The organism is Dolichospermum sp. UHCC 0352, assembly GCF_009711925.1.
GTDB classification, from domain to species: Bacteria; Cyanobacteriota; Cyanobacteriia; order Cyanobacteriales; family Nostocaceae; genus Dolichospermum; species Dolichospermum lemmermannii.
This window is the reverse complement of sequence record NZ_VIKY01000035.1, coordinates 1-18,657: the sequence shown is the minus strand read 5'-3', so window position 1 is coordinate 18,657 and position 18,657 is coordinate 1. Positions and strand designations below refer to the sequence as shown.

At 37.2% G+C, this 18,657-nt stretch carries 18 protein-coding genes and 2 pseudogenes; 5 read left to right on the top strand and 15 right to left on the bottom strand.

The genetic code is table 11. From position 1 onward, the window contains the following. Positions 1-267, top strand: a 267-nt coding sequence (locus FJR06_RS23900) for a hypothetical protein (RefSeq protein ID WP_217359756.1), incomplete at its 5' end; no start/stop codon positions are given. On the opposite strand, the gene FJR06_RS02525 is transcribed toward FJR06_RS23900, so the two are convergent. The 10 genes and pseudogenes from FJR06_RS02525 to FJR06_RS02475 form a co-directional block, all read right to left on the bottom strand. Then, the gene (locus tag FJR06_RS02525; RefSeq protein WP_168650636.1) at positions 200-883 is read right to left on the bottom strand and encodes a phosphate ABC transporter permease; all 684 of its coding nucleotides are present in this window, start codon (positions 881-883) and stop codon (positions 200-202) included. The two genes, FJR06_RS23900 and FJR06_RS02525, sit on opposite strands and share 68 nt — an antisense overlap. Positions 884-1,069: 186 nt before the next feature. Further along, positions 1,070-1,906 (bottom strand): 4-hydroxy-tetrahydrodipicolinate reductase, encoded by an 837-nt coding sequence (gene dapB / locus FJR06_RS02520; protein WP_168650634.1) that lies wholly within the window; start codon positions 1,904-1,906, stop codon positions 1,070-1,072. 207 nt (positions 1,907-2,113) lie between these two features. Then, entirely contained in the window at positions 2,114-3,700 is a 1,587-nt protein-coding gene (locus tag FJR06_RS02515) for an Hsp70 family protein (protein ID WP_015079053.1), read from the bottom strand. 174 nt (positions 3,701-3,874) lie between these two features. Beyond that, positions 3,875-4,426 carry a nucleotide exchange factor GrpE gene (locus tag FJR06_RS02510; protein ID WP_168650632.1) on the bottom strand — a complete coding sequence of 184 codons (552 nt, stop codon included), beginning with the start codon at positions 4,424-4,426 and terminating at the stop codon, positions 3,875-3,877. A 187-nt stretch (positions 4,427-4,613) separates the two neighbouring features. Beyond that, positions 4,614-4,826 carry a DUF2997 domain-containing protein gene (locus tag FJR06_RS02505; protein WP_015079055.1) on the bottom strand — a complete coding sequence of 71 codons (213 nt, stop codon included), beginning with the start codon at positions 4,824-4,826 and terminating at the stop codon, positions 4,614-4,616. A 91-nt stretch (positions 4,827-4,917) separates the two neighbouring features. Next, positions 4,918-5,292, bottom strand: a complete 375-nt coding sequence (locus FJR06_RS02500) for a DUF1257 domain-containing protein (protein ID WP_168632997.1) — start codon at positions 5,290-5,292, stop codon at positions 4,918-4,920. Positions 5,293-5,377: 85 nt separating this feature from the next. Beyond that, positions 5,378-5,827: pseudogene (locus FJR06_RS24180) on the bottom strand (transposase); the annotation flags it as partial. 369 nt (positions 5,828-6,196) lie between these two features. Beyond that, the gene (locus FJR06_RS24845) at positions 6,197-7,441 is read right to left on the bottom strand and encodes an SUMF1/EgtB/PvdO family nonheme iron enzyme (protein ID WP_168650630.1); all 1,245 of its coding nucleotides are present in this window, start codon (positions 7,439-7,441) and stop codon (positions 6,197-6,199) included. Positions 7,442-7,701: 260 nt separating this feature from the next. Then, on the bottom strand, positions 7,702-8,082 hold the full coding sequence (locus FJR06_RS02480) for a HEPN domain-containing protein (RefSeq protein ID WP_168650628.1): 381 nt from the start codon (positions 8,080-8,082) through the stop codon (positions 7,702-7,704). Further along, positions 8,079-8,402, bottom strand: coding sequence for a nucleotidyltransferase domain-containing protein (locus FJR06_RS02475; RefSeq protein WP_015079060.1), 324 nt, complete (start codon positions 8,400-8,402; stop codon positions 8,079-8,081). The genes FJR06_RS02480 and FJR06_RS02475 overlap by 4 nt, the downstream gene beginning before the upstream one ends. 460 nt (positions 8,403-8,862) lie before the next feature. Here FJR06_RS02475 and FJR06_RS02470 point away from each other — a divergent pair. Next, a pseudogene (locus tag FJR06_RS02470) lies at positions 8,863-9,021 on the top strand (DUF1815 domain-containing protein); the annotation flags it as partial. A 75-nt stretch (positions 9,022-9,096) separates the two neighbouring features. Here the strand turns inward: FJR06_RS02470 and FJR06_RS02465 are convergent. Beyond that, positions 9,097-9,942, bottom strand: a complete 846-nt coding sequence (locus FJR06_RS02465) for an alpha/beta fold hydrolase (RefSeq protein ID WP_148760761.1) — start codon at positions 9,940-9,942, stop codon at positions 9,097-9,099. Between the two features lie 720 nt (positions 9,943-10,662). Between FJR06_RS02465 and metG the strand changes: the two genes are divergently transcribed. The 3 genes from metG (at position 10,663) to lptC (ending at position 14,352) form a co-directional block, all read left to right on the top strand. Then, positions 10,663-12,258 (top strand): methionine--tRNA ligase, encoded by a 1,596-nt coding sequence (gene metG, locus FJR06_RS02460; RefSeq protein ID WP_168650626.1) that lies wholly within the window; start codon positions 10,663-10,665, stop codon positions 12,256-12,258. Between the two features lie 223 nt (positions 12,259-12,481). Continuing rightward, positions 12,482-13,111 (top strand): NYN domain-containing protein, encoded by a 630-nt coding sequence (locus tag FJR06_RS02455; RefSeq protein ID WP_041457738.1) that lies wholly within the window; start codon positions 12,482-12,484, stop codon positions 13,109-13,111. Beyond that, positions 13,111-14,352, top strand: a complete 1,242-nt coding sequence (gene lptC, locus FJR06_RS02450; RefSeq protein ID WP_015079067.1) for an LPS export ABC transporter periplasmic protein LptC — start codon at positions 13,111-13,113, stop codon at positions 14,350-14,352. The genes FJR06_RS02455 and lptC overlap by 1 nt, the downstream gene beginning before the upstream one ends. Here the strand turns inward: lptC and FJR06_RS02445 are convergent. From FJR06_RS02445 to trxA, 4 genes are all read right to left on the bottom strand, one after another. Continuing rightward, a complete protein-coding gene (locus tag FJR06_RS02445; RefSeq protein WP_168650623.1) occupies positions 14,330-14,506 on the bottom strand; it encodes a hypothetical protein in 177 nt (58 codons plus the stop codon). The two genes, lptC and FJR06_RS02445, sit on opposite strands and share 23 nt — an antisense overlap. Then, positions 14,507-15,826, bottom strand: a complete 1,320-nt coding sequence (locus FJR06_RS02440) for a D-alanyl-D-alanine carboxypeptidase (protein ID WP_168650625.1) — start codon at positions 15,824-15,826, stop codon at positions 14,507-14,509. A 411-nt stretch (positions 15,827-16,237) separates the two neighbouring features. After that, positions 16,238-17,308, bottom strand: coding sequence for an LOG family protein (locus FJR06_RS02435; protein ID WP_168650624.1), 1,071 nt, complete (start codon positions 17,306-17,308; stop codon positions 16,238-16,240). Between the two features lie 754 nt (positions 17,309-18,062). After that, complete coding sequence (gene trxA, locus FJR06_RS02430) at positions 18,063-18,386, bottom strand: thioredoxin (protein ID WP_015079070.1); 324 nt, start codon at positions 18,384-18,386, stop codon at positions 18,063-18,065. Positions 18,387-18,657 lie beyond the last annotated feature (271 nt).

Below are 18,657 nucleotides of genomic sequence, written 5' to 3'. Positions count from 1 at the left end.
GACCAATCACCAATCACCAATCACCAATTACCAATGACCAATCACCAATCACCAATCACCAATCACCAATTACCAATTACCAATCACCAATCACCAATCACCAATCACCAATCACCAATCACCAATTACCAATCACCAATGACCAATCACCAATCACCAATCACCAATCACCAATCACCAATCACCAATCACCAATCACCTACTTCCCTGTCTTCGGTGAACGGCGGCGGGGTTTTCTTTCCTGGTTTGCACGCAAGCGGACACTAACTTCATTAAAAAAGTCTTTGCGGACATAAGGATAATCGCTTACCCATAGATCACGACTAGGAATATATATATCGCTGAATTCTTCAATTGTGCTTAAATCAGAACTATTTGACATAACCACCATTTCAGCTATTTGACCACGAGAAATGACTTTGTGGGCGTTGCGTAATGGGGCTTCAAACTCCACACTAAATCCTGTGTCGTCGCCTATTTCTAAGTTAATGCGCTTTTCGCGGTTTTCGATGATGACTAACTCACCTTTACCGTTAACGGTTTCCTGTTTGCCCATTAACTTATCTGTAATCCACCAATCTAGCACTCTTCCCCGGAAAAAGCCACTGTATTTATAACGGCGGCATTTTCCATTGCGGATACTTGCTTGAAATACGGGATACCAAAGCCAAAAGAACGCACCAAATACTCCAAAAAAGAAGATTAACCCAAATTCCAATCTAAACAAGAATTGCATGAGCAATAGCACAGCTAAGGTAACTACAGAAATTAGTATCCGCTGCACAAAATTGCTTAACTTTCCCCAATAGTATTTATATTGTGGTCCAGAGGCAACCAGGGGAATGATTTGTTCAAATTTTTGGCGAGTTAGGGGAACGAGCATATTTTTGGCTTTTGGCTTGGAGATGGAAAAATCGCAATTTTCAAGGTAAGGATTCAGAATAGAGAATATGGAAGTCAAGATAATAATGGCTTTTGGAGTCAACTTTGATGAGGTTGAGAAAATTTCACTTCTCTCTATATTTATTATTATTCTGACTCCTGACTCCTGACTCCTGACTCCTTGCTTTTAAAGTATTTTTTCTAATCCATATACTAATGACTTTAGCTGATTAACTTTGCGGATGGCTAATAATACTCCTGGCATATAACAGGCGCGATCGCTGGTATCATGACGTAAGGTGTAAATTTGCCCTGCTGCGCCGAAAATCACTTCTTGGTGGGCAATGAGCCCTGGTAAGCGGATACTATGAATTCTAATCCCTTCGTCTGCTAAACTGCCTCTAGCTCCGGCTATTTTCTCCGTTTCTTCCACAATAGCAGTGTTAAAGGTTTTACCCAATTCGCCTAATAATTGGGCTGTTTGAATGGCTGTACCGCTGGGAGCATCTGCTTTTTGGTTATGATGGAGTTCGATAATTTCTACATGATCAAAATACTGGGAAGCTCTCACAGCGGCTTCTTGGAGTAATACCATACCAATGGAAAAGTTAGGAATAACTAAACAACCGGTACTGGCTTTTTCCGCAAAATCGGCTAATTCTTCCAGTTGTGCGGGACTTAAACCTGTAGTTCCCACCACTGGACGAATTCCATAGGCGATCGCACTGCGAATATTATTATAAACTGCATCAGGATGGGTAAAATCAACTAATACCCCCGGTTGCATCTGTCTTTCCCCAGCCACATACCCCAACATTGGCTCTAATTGATTGGTAATTGGTACTTCCAAGGGTTCACTTAAACCCGCTAATTCCCCCGCGTCTTTACCTTGATGTTCGGGAGTTGTGTCAATTGCACCCATTAAAATCAAATCAGACGCTTGGGCTACTGCTTTAATTACTTCACGTCCCATTTTACCAGCAGCACCGTTAACGATAACGGGAATAGAACCTTGATTGCTCATAGATTTAACAATTATTTTTAATTGAACAGAGAAATTGTCTCACAAATGCAAGTTTTATAAAATTGATTTGTTTTCGACTACGCAACCATCAATAGTAATTGATCTTGTCAAAAAAGTTAAGTAACAATATAATTATATTATTATAGATATGATTAAAATTATAGAAGCATTGCATTTCTTATCATAGGAACACTTGTATTATTTTATTTATGTCAACTTATAAATTTCTCCCCTATTAATTAGAACTTTTCCCGTCAATAAATCCTTCACAGTTGCTAATAAAATCCGTCGAGAATCTACCTCAAATAACACCGATATTCTATCCATTCCTGCTTCACCTAGTGGGTTAAGTTTTGCCACACAAACCTGTTGATTTTGATTATCTAGGGAACGGTAACTTTCTTGATGTTGGAGAGTGCTAGAAGTCATTCTTCCCGAAGCATCAAACGCAATTTCTGTTTGTGACATATCACCTAATTCACCAATATCTAAACGAATCTCTTTTTGTCCATTATTTGCAACTTGCAGATTTAACCATTCTTGACGTTGACAAGGATATTTTTCACCTTTGGTAAATAAGCGATGATAAATATAACTTTTGCTATAATTTTCCCATAAACGAATCGCGTAACTATGACGGAGAAAATCATCTATTTCGGTAATCTGCGTTATTGCTAATGCACCATGACACACAGCATCAAAAGGTTTATCTAATTTTACTTTATTTTTACCAAAATAGGAAATAATTAATTGTTGAACTGCGGGAATTAAACAACTTCCTCCCACTAATAAAACTTGTTCAATATCATTTTTACTAATACCCTTTCGCAAAGCAGAAGCTAAAACTTCATCTAAGGTATCTCGTAACTGTTGTAAAAACTGTCTATATTCTAAAATCTCCTCTAATTTTTCACGATTGATTTTTAATTCATAAGACATAAAAGATTCATCATCAAACCAACTTTCAGCCACGGATTGATTTTTTGATAATTGAATTTTTAACCTTTCCGCAATTTCTAATAAATTTTGATAACCAATTTTCCCAACTTGTTCTGGTGTTAGATTTTGAGAACGTAAATAATCATCAACTATCCAAACATCAATATCTTCACCACCTACATAAGCTTCCGACTTAGCTAAAACCTCAGCGCGTAAACTGTTATTTTCATGAGAATTATTCACAGTTTTAACCAAACTCAAATCGAGAGTTCCCCCACCAAAATCTACTACTAAAATTAACTTACCAGGGCGTTTTACAGCATATCCTAAAGCTGCTGCTGTAGATTCATCTATAACTGATACTTGAGAAACATTTAATTTTGTCCCCAAATCTCGAAACCAATCTAAATAACGTTCAAAAGCACCAACAGGAACAGTAAAAATTAAATGACTAGGTTGGATATTTTGCCTTTTTATTTCTGTCCAAATAGTTTGGATAAACAACTCAGAAACAGAAATAGCATTATAATTTATCCCATCAATTTGGATTGCTGGTGGTTGATAATCTCCAGCTAAATCGCGTTTAAACTTTTTAAATAATCTTTCAGGAGGATAACTTTGAGAAAGTCCTAATCTTTGACTTCTCACACCTTCACCTAATATGATATTATTACCTGATTTAATAAACATTAAACTAGGAATAACGGGATATTCTAATCTTTCACCTTGAGGATTGACACCCAAAAACAAACGGGATAAATTAGGAAAACGTAAACTTTTAGGTAATTGAGTATCAGCTTCTAAAATACTAATTACAGTATTACTTGTACCAAAATCAATTGCGATAGTTGTCATAATTTGAGGAGTCAGGAGTCAGAAATACCGCCTGGGAATGAATTCCCAGTCTCATAGCTAAAGTCATCTAAAGATGACTAAATAGCTCAAAAATTTTTAGTAAACTTTAGTTTACTTTAACTATTAGCCCAAAAATTCATTTCTGGGCGGGTAAGGAAGCTAACAGATTTATATTTAATTATTATCAAATCCTCCGGGTAGAGTGCGACTAACTTTTGCAGGATAGAGAACTTTATCACCATTTTGATAACCAATAAAACGAATATATACTAATTCCCCTTCTTGAATATCATCACTATCAGCTTGATGTAATTGGGGATTATAATTAACCTGTTTCCAAGTTTCACCAATAGCAGTATAACCCCAATTGGTAATTAAATTATCTAAAGATGTAAATAGGAAAGTTAGGTTTTTAGCAGGTAATTCAGGTTTAGCTAAAGCCATTTTTTTAACTGTGGGATAATTGCTGAGTAAAGTTTGTAATTGGGTGAAAGTTTCCTGTTGAAAATCAGTTTGTAATTGTTGAGATTGTTGTTTTAATTCCTCCCTGAGTCGTTGACATTGAATTTCTAAATCTTTGATTTTCTGTTCTGTGTCTGGAGAAGTTACAGGTTGATTATTAATAGATGTATTTTGATTATTTGCTGGGAATAAAAACCGCAGAATGATATAAACAATGATTACGAGAATTACAGCAAAAGCAACTTGATTAATTTGTTCTAGCATATTATTTGTTTATGTAGCTGGTTTGATTCTCGTTCCCAGTCTCCAGACTGGGAATGCAATTCTCGTTTCTCGTTCCCAGTCTCCAGACTGGGAATGCAATCCTAGAGGTTCTACCTCTATTTTATCAGAAGAGGCAGAGCCTCTATACTGCATTCCTTGTCAGAGACAAGGAACGAGTATTTATGGTTTACTGCTGTTGTAAGGATTGATTTTCGGAAGTGGTAATTAACTCATCATCTTGATAATATTCCGGTAACAATTCCTGAGATTCTATTTCTCCCAAGGACTTTTCTAACCCTTTTGTTGTTTCCACACAACTAGAACCGATTGCATTTAAAACCCGTTCCACAATTTTACCATCTTTACCAATGCGATATTCAACTTTTTGATATTCAGCCATAATGATTTTTCCTTTTGTCCTCAGATCCCCGACTTCTTACCTTATTTAATCATTTATTGATAAAATCTTAAAAAGAAGTCGGGGATCTTATTTAAACCCATCTACCAACTAAAACCCGCACCGTACCATCCTCTAAAACTTCCTCTTCTTCCACACTAAAACCCTCAGTTTGTATGGTTTCCATCAAAGTTTTATGGGCGTACTTTTGACTAATATTATTAATAAACTCCTGCTGATTAATTTTCGCACCCCAAAAATCAGCCACTAACTCATAACCTTCTCCATTTTGACGAAAACCCAAATCATAACCATTAGATTGCTTAATCACATATTCAGCATTAATTGTATCACCCATATAACCCCGAACCTGAGTATTTTGTTCAACCTGATAACCCAACTCCTTTAATACTTGAAGCAAAACTTCACCCTGCTTAATTTGCACCTTGATAGTTGTAAAATGAGACATAAAAAATCAACTCCTACGAAAAATCTCTCCAAAACCTCTTCCCTCCGCGTCCTCCGCGCCTCTGCGGTTCGTTTTCTTTTATTATTTAATCCACCTCCAAAGGACCCAAACCCTGCTGCTGAGAATAAACCTTCAACTCCTCAATTAACAGCGTATCAATAGAAGCCGTTCTTGCGCCAGCTTCCGCAGCCCAGCGTTTTAAACTAGTAATTTGTTCCTTAGCAATAGCCGCCAAAGGAACAGTTTCCGACACCGCCGCTAAAATATCTTCAGTGTTAAAATCCCGCCTATTACCATCAATTAAACTCGATAACCACATACCTAGTTTAAAAACTCCTGTATACCAATCATTTGTGTTATTAAAAATCTTCCTAATCTTTTCTTTGAATTCGTGCATTTCTTTCAAAATTGGCGAGACATTTTTTACTTGAATAAGTTTATCCAATTGCTCTTGCGTTAACTTATCTTTATTCTTAAGTAAAGGATATTTACTATTCTTTAATCCGGCTAATATTTCTTCATATTTTAATTTGTCTGTGATTTGAGGATGTACAGGATGTGATTGTTTGATTATGGCGTTAGTTGTTGATGATTAGTATAGAGGAAAGTGAAATATTTATGAAGTGAGATGGAAGATTATTGTCAGAATCAGGATAACCAGGATTTGAGGATGTACAGGATGTGATTGTTTGATTATTGGTTAGTTGTTGATGATTAGTATGGAGGAAAGTGAATATTTATGAAGTGAGATGGAAGAATAAATATATGAATCTCATCTATCAATCATCAAATTACAATCCTGTAAATCCTTTAATCCTGGACATCCTGATTCAGACAAAAAATTCTCGCTACGCGAAATAGATAAGACAAGAAAAGAGCAAGAGGGTAAAAGCGCATAGTGATACTAAGTCCCCACCGCACCACTACATACAACCCGAAAACCGATATTGTTGCCGTCGTCGAGGAAGTTGCTGTCGCGATAAGCAGAACGGCAAGTAAGAGAACCGAAAAGCCACGAACCACCGCGCATCAGATATTCATCACTACTTGATATGATATTATTTAACCATGCGCTTCCATCTGTAGGCGCACCTTTATAATTACTATGCCAATTATCTTGACACCACTCCGATACATTGCCGTGCATATCATATAATCCAAAATTGTTAGTTACTCCAAAGCTGCCTACTACTGTTGTAATTCCTTCAATCCCATTGCCATAAATATAACTATCGTTCCCAACGCCATAAGTATAACTATCGTTACCATTATCGTAATGATAGTTAGCCAAATGCGTTGTAATTGTCTCTCCAAAGTGAAATGGTGTGGTAGTTCCGGCTCTACAAGCATATTCCCATTCAGCTTCACTAGGTAATCTGTAGGTTTTTCCTGTTCTTTCGCTTAACAGTTTACAGAATTTAACCGCATCATTCCAACTAACGCATTCAACAGGGCGATTACTACCTTTAAAAAAAGAAGGGTTAGTTCCCATAATAGCTTGATATTGTGCCTGTGTTACTGGATATTTTCCCATAAAGAAACTAGGAACTGTCACTTGATGCTGGGGACTTTCATTATCACTTCTTCCCTCTTCATTTTCCGGTGAACCCATCATAAAAGTACCACCAGGAATTACAGCCATTTCCAAGGTAACACCATTACCCAAATCTTCCATAAAATATCTAGCTATACGCGGCTGACGGTGAATAATAAATTGATATTCGCCGATTTCATATTGAAATTCGCCGACTTTATCGGATTTGAAGATAAATTCGTCAAATTCGTCGTCAAATTCGTCGTCAAATTCGTCGACGACTGTGACTACTTCGATTTGTTCTAGTTTTAAACCTTCTAGATTAGGCTTTTGTAATATTTGCTTAATTCTTGTTTCTGTTCTAGAATTTAATATTAAATAAGCCGCATTTTGAATATCCCAAGACTTATCTTTTAAACCTGCAATTACTAAATCTAACCCCTGTTCTCCATAATTCAATGCTTGCTCAAGAGCAGCAATTCTCACCTTTGCATCTGGATTTTGTAACCGCAATTTTACCCCTTCAATACCACCTAAAACGGCTGCACCTTCTAGTGATGGACTATTACCACCAAGCACAGCATCGTATTCTCGCGGTTGTTGTGGATGATTCATGATTCGTTAATCGTTGGTTTCATGTATGCTGTATCTAAAATAGCATATTATTGTCAGAATCAGGATGTCCAGGATTTAAGGATGTACAGGATGTGATTGTTTAATTATTGGTTAGTTGTTGATGATTAGGATGGAGAAAGGTTAATTGTTATCAAATTAGTGTAATAATCAATACATGATTCACGTCTAGTAATCATCAAATAATCATCCTGTTAATCCTATAATCCTGGTTATCCTGATTCAGACAAAATAGCCTCAATTTATAAACAATCAATATTCGCTTTGGCAAAATTCAGAATTTCTATAGTTCTTTGAATAATCAGATCCGCATCATCTTCTGTAATATTAGGATCAGTATTATAATCACCTCGTAAACGAGTTCTTTCTGCATCAATTAAATAGCGATGAAATTCACGAGGAACTCGTTCTGTTCGGGCAAATTTTTCTCCAAAAGCAGCAATAACGGCTGAATGTTTAGAATAAGCCAGTCCTTCCCCTTCTAAAAAAGCCGTAGCAATATAAAACATGGCATAATATCCACGAGAAGCAGCAAATTCAGCAAAACCTTTTTGGTTAAGTTCTACTGCTGCTTGTAAACTCCTCTCAGCTTTTTCTAACAATCTTTGTTGTTCAGGATTCATATTACTAAACCATCTTTTCTAACATTACGAAAAAAACCACTATCATGATTTTCTAATTGTTCAGAATTAGCAAAAGCACAACTAATTAAAACATTATATTCTAAACACAAATCAGCGATTAATTGACTAATTTTTTCACTTTCTTGAGAATAGTTAAAAACATCTTTTAACACAATTAAAATATCAATATCTGAATCTGGTTGTGCTGTTCCTCTAGCTTGTGAACCATATAAAATTAGTTTTTCTAACTGTTCTCCATAAAGTTGTTTTAAGTTTTGCTGTACTTGGGTTAAAACAGTGGAAATAGGTTGATTTAGCATAATTTTTAATCAACAATTACTCTGAGTTAATGGTTACTTTGATGTATCCTATATTCAAAATAGCATATTATTGTCAGAATCAGGATGTCCAGGATTAAAGGATGTACAGGATGTGATTGTTTGATTATTGGTTAGTTGTTGATGATTGGTATAGATAAAAGTGAATATTTATAAAGTGAGATGGAAGAATAAATACATTATTCACGTCTAGTAATTATCAAATAACCATCCTGTTAATCCTCTAATCCTGGTTATCCTGATTCTGACAAAATATTATACTTTCTGAAAACCAGCTTCTCTCATATTAAGATCAGTGTTATAGCGGAGATTAAAAATATATATATACTAAAAGTAATATATTAACTAAGTATGTTTACTAGTTGCGTTAATCTCAATCTATGTTATATGATATGAGGTTTATTTGAAATGGAGACAAAAATACAAGCAACGAAAATAAGTGCTAATGAAATTAGAAGGTGCGGAAGCGATTAGCCAGTTAGAAGAACTAGCTACCCTTGTCAAAGAGGCAATACAAACCTCTAAAAATACTGGGTATTCATCTCCCAAAGGCAAACGGATCTTACAGAATACTGTGGGAAGTGGGAAAACCCACCGATAGTAATTACAGATTATAGGGGCAATTTCTTCAGAAAGCCAGGTACATGAATTGCCCCTGTAGTAACGTAATTAAGCTTCACATAGACTTGGTGATCATGGAACTTGCTGTTGATGTGATAAATTTTGGTGTATTAATATTAAATTCTAAAAAATCGTTATCTTTGAGAATTTGATAGAGATTCACATCTTTCTCTAGTAAACAAGCATGACCGCTATTTGGGAGGAGAAATGTCCGATTATTTGGTAATATCTCCGCTAATCTGGCGATTTCACTGACGGAAGGCAATAAAAGATCGCTACCACTCCCAATGAGTAAAATTTCTTGTGTTAGCCGTTGTAAATCGTTTTTATCAACGTGGAAATCTCGCAGCAATGATAAACGCCAGTTTACCGTTGCTGAGGGCAGGGAACGCATAGCTGTAAGCAGTCTATAGCGATCGCTTTGAGAAATCCGTGCTAATGATGCCAGAAACGGTAATAACCCTAATGCACCCAGATTAAATAGGGATGATGGCACAAACTGAGTCATCTGGGATATCCAATTAAACCAGAATTGCTGGTGCAAAGATGAAGCGGGATTAATTAAAATAATCCGTTTAAATAACTGCGGTGATTGAATTGCGACTTGCATTGCTAAACAACCACCAAAAGATTCACCACATAGGTATATTGGGCGTTGACAGCTTGTTTCCAATTCAGCGTGAATCAAGTCCAAAACATTCCTTGCTAAAACGTCCCAAGTCGCAAGATAGTTCTTGGGTATAGCCAAGCAGCGAATATCTAAACAAGAGGCTAATTCAGAGATTTGGGTTTGCAATAATTCACCACTCCCATCCATTCCTGGTAAATAGATGAATAAAGGGGAATTTGATTGTACTGGTTTTGGAGTTAAAAAACAAGGTTGAGGATCAACTGCTGGCATTTTGCTGATTTTTATTCGTCTACTCTATCTTTAACTTTACCCTTTCCGTTATCCAGATAGGGATTGTGACGAAATTTTTATCCTTTTTGCTTTGTCTAAAATCAACCTTTCCACATAAAAAATAACCCACTCTGAAACCATGATTACAGAATTTATGGCGATTTGTATTCATCATATATAAGTATGTGAAAGCGTTAAATCCTCCTCACTGGCAATAGTGTCAGATTGGTGCTGTATTCAACTATCAGCAGTCAGCCAAAAGCAGGAATAACAAAGAAAAGGAAATATTTATTTTCTGGAAGTTACAGCTTACACCCAGGAAATTATGGTTAATTTTCTGTATTTTCACCTTTAAAGCTGTTAGCTTAACGCTTAATGCTTAACAGTTTTGTCAACTATTACTGGGAGAATCTGATATGGGAATTATATCCACACAATTATTTATATCGCTAGAGTTTCAGTTAGTGTATTCCCTGTAACTACCAATGCAAGAAACAGGTTTTACCATGATTATTAATTAGTAAATACTTTCGCTGATTTGGCCAGAAATCAGGTGAATTTATAGAAGTAATTAAACAATTCTTCAGTCCATAAACTTGTTATCATCCAGAAGGAGTTTGGAAAAAACAGTAGCAATGTTATATAATTGCGTAGTTTTGTCTAGATAATCTAGATTATTAATAGAGAAAACTGATTAATAATAATTTGCTTTTATTGTCCATGAATCTTGTGAATAAAACAGAAAAGACTTTTGCACTGACCACACCACTATACTATGTCAATGATGTCCCCCATATTGGCAGTGCTTATACAACTATAGCAGCGGATGTAGTAGCCAGATTTAATCGCTTGCAGGGGCATCAGGTGCTACTAATTACAGGTACAGATGAACATGGTCAAAAAATTCAGCGTTCAGCAGCGAGTTTAGGAAAACCACCACAGGATTTTTGTGATGAAATTGTCCCCAGTTTTGTCAGATTGTGGGATTTACTCGATATTCAATATGACCGCTTTAGTCGAACTACAGCACCCCGTCACCAAGCCATAGTTAAAGAGTTCTTCCAGCGGGTTTGGGAAAATGGCGATATTTACCAAGGAGAACAAAAGGGTTGGTACTGCGTTTCCTGTGAAGAGTTTAAGGAAGAACGGGATTTACTCGCAGATAAACACTGTCCCATTCATACTAACAAACAAGTAGAGTGGCGAGATGAGCAGAACTATTTCTTCCGCTTGTCTAAATATCAAACTCAGTTGGAGGAATTTTATCAATCTCACCCAGATTTTATCCAACCTGTCAGCAGACGAAATGAAGTTTTCAATTTTGTCACCCAAGGTTTACAGGATTTTTCGATTTCGCGGGTAAATCTTGATTGGGGTTTTCCCGTACCTGTGGATTCTCAACATACATTGTATGTATGGTTTGATGCTTTGCTAGGTTATGTTACAGCATTGTTAGAACCAGATGCAGAACCAACCTTAGCTAATGCTTTACAAACATGGTGGCCGATTAATCTGCACTTGATTGGTAAAGATATTTTACGCTTTCATGCTGTGTACTGGCCAGCAATGTTGATGTCAGCGGGATTACCTTTACCAGACAGGGTATTTGGACATGGTTTTTTAACTAAAGATGGTCAAAAAATGGGCAAGACTTTAGGTAATACTCTTGATCCTATCGCTTTAGTGGAAAATTATGGTAGTGATGCCGTTCGTTATTACTTCCTTAAGGAAATCGAATTTGGGAAAGATGGCGATTTTAATGAAATTAGGTTCATTAATGTTTTGAATGCAGATTTAGCAAATGATTTAGGTAATTTGTTAAATCGGACTTTAAACATGGTGAAGAAATACTGCGCTAGTCAAGTACCGTCCATTAGCCATTCAGATATTCCATCGGAAAATCCTTTGAAAGCGATAGGGTTACAGTTGGGAGAAAAGGTGAAACAAGCATACACAGCATTAGCTTTCAATGAAGCCTGTCACTATGTTTTATCTCTGGTACAAGCCAGTAATAAATTTATAGATGATCAAGCCCCTTGGTCATTATATAAACAAGGTAAACAGGAGGAAGTGGAAGCGGTGCTATATGCGGTTCTGGAATCTGTAAGATTAGCAGCTTATCTTCTATCCCCAATTATTCCTAATATCAGCAGTGATATTTATCAGCAATTAGGCTGGGGGATCAATTTTAATGAACAAAAAGAAAGTGCAATTTTAGCTCCTTTTTGTACCCACTCAACCTGGGGAATATTATCCGATCAACAAATATTGGGAACACCAAAACCAGTTTTTAAACGGATAGAAACATCAAAATAAAAGATTAATTTTGGGAACTGCGAATTTCTTAAAAAACCAAAGAATTCGGGGCTATTAATTACATCTTAATAGTAGATCAAGGAAGTAAATAATCAAAACAGTTTTACTGATGATTGAAGATTCCTGATGTATTAGCCCCGGAGACTTATCATTAGCAACTCTAATAAGCAGATAGTTAGAAATTTCTATCATCACAGGGATAACAACACAAGGTATGACAATAATGTTGAACAATTTTGAAAACGACTCAATATTTACGCCAGAACAAGTTTTGGAAAATCGGGGTCGGGTGGCTATCTTTATTGATGGCTCAAACTTATTTTATGCGGCGCTTCAACTGGGAATCGAAATTGATTATACTAAGTTATTGTGCCGGTTAACTGGTGGATCAAGGCTGTTACGCGCTTTTTTCTACACAGGTGTAGATCGGACAAATGAGAAGCAACAGGGCTTTTTGTTATGGATGCGTCGCAATGGTTATCGAGTTATTGCTAAGGATTTGGTGCAATTACCAGATGGCTCTAAAAAAGCTAACTTAGATGTGGAAATAGCTGTTGATATGATGGCTTTGTGCGATTCCTATGATACCGCAGTTTTAGTCAGCGGTGACGGTGATTTGGCTTATGCTGTCAATTCTGTGAGCTATCGTGGTGTGAGGGTAGAGGTGGTGAGTTTGCGTTCTATGACTAGTGATAGTTTAATTAATGTGAGCGATCGCTATATTGATTTAGAAGCTATCAAAGAAGATATCCAAAAAACTCCCCGTCAAAGTTATCCATATCGGCCATTGTCTAGTATGGGCTTTTTAGACGATCATCGAGATAATCACAGACATTTAGAAGTTCCAGAATAATGCAATATGCACAAGGTAGGGAGAATAGAAGAAAAGATGCAAAACATCAAAGGGGATCTAAAAATCATTCTCCCCACTTTTATTCATTTTTTGGGTTGCGATTACCAACTAATTTGTTTTATCTGCCTTTGATCTTGTGTTTAGGTTTATGCTTGTCTGCTTGCGGTAATCCATCACCAACTCAATCAAAAACTGATAATCCATCTCCAAAGGAGGATGACACTAAGTTAACTTTTTTCGGTGTGGCTTTAGAACAGTTTGATGAGGTAGGGAAACCAATTTGGAAAGTTAAAGCCAAAGAAGCAAAATACACTACAGATAAGCAAATTGGTGAGGCAGAAAGTCCTCAAGGAGAACTTTACCAAGATGGAAAAGTTGTCTACCAAATTAAAGCAGATAAGGCTGATATTAAGCAAGATGGTAAGCAACTTTTTCTTAAAGGTAAAATTGTAGCTACCGATCCCCGCAATGGGATTGTTTTCCAAGGTAATGAGTTAGAATGGCGACCTCAAGAAGATTTATTGATTGTTCGCAATCAGTTAAATGGTAGTCATAAACAATTACAAGCTGTAGCTCAAGAAGCAAAGATCAAAACTCGTGAACAACGGGTAGAATTTTCAGGGGGAGTATTCGCAAAATCCACAGATCCACAGCTGCAAATGCGAACTGATCATTTAATGTGGCATATTAAGGAGGAGAAATTATTTAGCGATCGCCCAATCCAAATAGAAAGATATAAGGATAACAAAATCACTGGACGTGGTAACGGTAATGCCGCAGAAATTAATTTAAAAACTCAAATTGCCATTCTCCAACCACAGGCAAAATTAGAGTTATTAGATCCATTGATACAAATTATTAGTAACTCAATTACCTGGAATATTAAGAAAGAAAATATCACCACAAATTCTCCCATTCGGATATTCCAATCTGCTGAAAATGTCACTGTCACTGCTAATCAGGGACAAATGCAAATACCAGAAAATAAGGTATATCTCACTGGTAATGTGAATGCAGTTGGGCAACGTCGTCAGTCTTTAAAATCAAATCAACTTACTTGGTATTTAGATAAAAAATTGTTAGAAGCGCAGGGAAATATCGTTTATCGTCAAATTGAACCAAAATTAACTTTCCAAGGGGAAACAGCCGTCGGTAATTTAGAAACAGAAAATATTGTTGTCAAAGGTGGTAATTCTGGACGCAGAGTGGTAACAGAAATTATCCCCCAGGAAGGAAGGTAGGGGGAGTAGGGGGAGTAGGGGGAGTAGGGGAGAAATTATCTTCTTCTTCTCCCTTCTTCCTAACAACTGACAACTGTACGGGCGAAGCATTTGGAGAACTATTTTTGGCAATGACCGATAATTTATCTTCCAAATGCTTCGCCCCTACTGACAACTAGCCTTTATACAAAACTTCATTGCGATTGGCTGCACCAAATTTTGGTAAAGAATTATCTAAATGAGGTGTGAGGGTAGCCGGAATATCAGTAGATACTTCTAATTCTTTTTCTAAATGTTGGAGAAGTTTATCTTGTTCAGTCCGAAAAGCTGATACATTTCCACCACGATTGATAATTGTAAACCACACCAAACCGCGATCGCGTGTGGGGACAACTCCAGCTAAAGCACTAACATCATTGAGAGTACCGGTTTTCATCACAGTCGCTTTTGGCATATGTCGAGAATGTATTGTCCCTCGGTGGTCTAGTCCAGAGGTGGGAAATAAATCAGCCAAAGTCAACTGATAGGAACTAGCTTCCCTTTGCAATGCCATGAACATAGCACAAACACCTCTGGGAGAGATTCGATTTTCTTTCCCTAAACCAGAACCATTAATCAAGAGAATTTCTGACTTTGGGAATCTAGCAAGTTGGGATGCTGTGGTGCTAACTACATCTGCCCCTCCCACAGAATCGGCTAACATTTCCGCAATATCGTTATTACTGAAAACGTTCATTTCCTTAATGATTTTTTGCAAAGGTAAGGAAAGATGACGTACCAGTAAAGTTTGCCCAACTTTAGGTTGAAGCTCCACTTTAATATTACCAGCAATAATCACTTGGGGTTTAGGTGTTCCTTTGGGCATAATTGAGTATTGGAAAACCACAGAACGCGACCAAGTTTGGTGATTTAGTGCTTGTTTGAGTAATTGACCGGCAAGCAGGGGATGACGTTGGAAATTCATGGCAAAAGCCCCAGTAATTACCAGATTTCCCTTAACTTGCTTAATACCTATTTTATTCAGAGTATTTCCCAGAGCGATCGCTTCCTCCCCCACAAACATCGGATCACCACTACCAGTAATCACCAAATCACCCTGCACCACCCCATTTACTAACGGTCCAGTGCTACTAACTAAAGTCTCAAATTGGTGATTGGGTCCCCAAGCTTTAAAAGCTACCAACGAAGTAGCAACTTTAGTTAAGGAAGCAGCGGATAAAGGTACAGTCCCTTGATGATTAGCCATTAGCATTGGTCCCGACTGCAACCAAATCCCCTGAGAGGACATGAGAGTTTGGTCAATTAATTTTGATGTGATTAAACCCTTGAGATATTCTTGGACTGTAATAGCACCTGCTGGGCTGGGATCAGGGACAAGAATCAAGTTAGAGCTACCTTGCCAAGCCAAGACACTCAAGGCTTCTAAGGGTTGAATTGGCACCTTAGCCATTTCTAGCCATAGAGAAAACAAACCTGATCCTAATAATTCCAGCATATTTAAATTCCTGTATTGGTTAATTGGTAAGAGTTTTCTTTAAGTTCGTAAGCGTAAGCTATATTGTGAGACTATTTTTAACTTTTAATTCCCTCTTTTCTTAGCAACTTATACCAATATACGAGCCTGATTATATTTATCAGTATTGAGTCATAATAAAGTAATAATTCACCGAGTCAACAGAGTTAAGTTTCTCCCAAAATTATTACTTATGCAATACCTTGTCCATTTTTCGTAGGTTGGCTTAAGCGACAGCGCAACCCAACTGATCTGTTTGATTTAATGCTGATTGCTCCGCAACCCTAACGCGAACAACCCTAGCATTGCAGAAAAATAGCACAGGTATTCCCATAGTGCAAGTTTCATGTATTAGGAATAAAATATTTTGGCTAATTAATAACTTGGTATAGGTTACTTCCTTTCTGGATGTGCCAATTCCTCTGGAGTGGGAACACCCACCTGATTAATTACCCCAATCATTTGATATAAACGCCCTAAATCTCGTTGATTAAAATTTAAAACTAACCGAGGCAAATTAGATGTTTCATCTTGTTCTTCCTGTGGTAATGCTTGGCTTTTCACAATTTCACCTGTCAGCAAAATATCACGGAACTGAGTATTAAGTAATTCCACTTGAGCATCTGATAAATCTTCTTGCAACCGGATCACCAACTTGTCACCAACATAACGACTAGAATGATAAACTCGGTAAAATCCAGTAATAGCATTACAGGCAACTTCCAGATTATCTGTAATAGTGTACAAACTCGGATCATCTGGACTAACAAGCCCTGTTTTTACCAATTTCTCATCAATATATTGACTCCAAGAACGCCAATAATCACCCCCTGGTTGATCAATTAACACCAAAGGAACTGGACCAAATTTACCTGTTTGGCTCAATGTCATACATTCAAAAGCCTCATCTTGAGTGCCAAAACCACCAGGAAACAAAGCCACAGCATCACTTTCTTTCAGAAGAAATAACTTGCGAGTAAAGAAGTATTTAAAATTAATTAGTTTAGGATCACCTTCAATAATTGGGTTAGCTTGTTGCTCAAAAGGTAACTGAATATTTAAACCAAAGGAATTTTCCCTCCCAGCGCCTTCTTGACCAGCTTGCATAATCCCACCACCACCACCTGTCATAATCATAAATCCTAGCGCGGAAACAGCCCGACTAAATTGCAGAGCCATTTGATATGCTGGTGTATCTGGTGCTAGACGCGCTGAACCAAAAATAGTAATTTTCCGCACATGACGGTAGTTATAAAATAACTGGAAACCACATTCCATATCTGCTAAAGCAGCAGATAATATTTTCCAATCAAGACGTTCAATATCACTATCAGCAAGACGCAAAATTGTAGATAGGGACTGCTGAATAAATTGCCGATGTTTTAGTGTCGGTAAACGGTCTATTAATTCCGCAATATCCGCTTGAAGAGAATCTAATGAAGAAAAGGACGCTTCAGAGGTCATACTTACTGCCGCAATAATGGCATTATATTTTAACCAAAGTTGCTAATACAGTAAAGGGTAGGTCAACTAACAATAATTAAAAATCCCTAAAGGGCTGATGTAATATGCTTTTTGACGTTTGCCTCACCGTACTAGCAACTTACGTTATTTTACATGATACTTCCTATATTGACCGTAATTATTACAATACAGGCTTCTCAGTAACTAAGCTTTACTTGACTAACAATCACAACGGAAATGTCCGAAAGTGTTACTGAAACCAGGCTTTTTCTATTATTTAAGAAATATAGGCAAAGCAACATTTTCGTCCCTTGACACTCCCCGCGATAAATCGACGGGGATTCTTGGTTCAACGAGACCACTTAAACTAGGTTCCTTGCGTTACCTAGCGAGCGAGGTGGGACTCTCCCCAAGCGTTAACTTTGGGTATGCCCTACCCTAGTTGCATTGCTGCAAGTCCTGTTTAGTTTGAAACAAATAGTTCAAAAATCTGAGTCGTCACGCTCGGTATAAATCTTTTACCTACTGCTAGGAGGAAAACGTGAACAATGCAGTAGAACCGCATAGATTTAATTGTCAAGGTTCAGGTGTCTTTCGACGACAAGGTTTTTTAAGTGGTTGATTACCTTTCCACCATCATTAGTATAGTGTATTGGTACACTAATTAATTGAAAGCCGTCGGAGAACGACGGGGCTTTAAACCCAATTTTTCGGTAAATGAATAACTCAAGGAGAGTTTGTTGTCTATTGGGCTTCAAAGATACTTTTCCAAAGTGGTAGCTAAAGTGGTTTTAGGTACAGCACCGACAACCATATCTACCTTGTCTCCATCTTTGAAAATCATTAATGTAGGAATACTGCGAATACCGTACTGACTAGCAATATTCGGATTTTCATCAGTATTGACTTTCACAACCTTAATTTGTCCTTCGTACTGCTCGGCAATTTCTTCGACAACAGGAGCTACCATACGACATGGACCACACCAAGGGGCCCAAAAATCAACTAATACGGGAACTTCACTTTCGAGGACATCTACCTTAAAACTTGCATCTGTAACGTTTGTCGCTGCTGACATACCTAAAAACCTTTACATGAGATATTTCTGAGCTTGGTGAAAATTCTACCATAGCAAAAACATCCTCTTAGAGATAAAGGATATACATTTGCAAAAAAACTAGAAAACTAATGCAGACCATAAGGAACCGCCCGAACATTAGTCCGGGCGGAGTGTGGTGTGAGGAGTGAACGGAAACATTTGTCTCCGCCACCTCTATTGTAGGCTAGATATGTGATTTTTCCAGTCATTCTCAAAGTTGTTGTTAGTAGGGGCGAAGCATTTGGAAGAT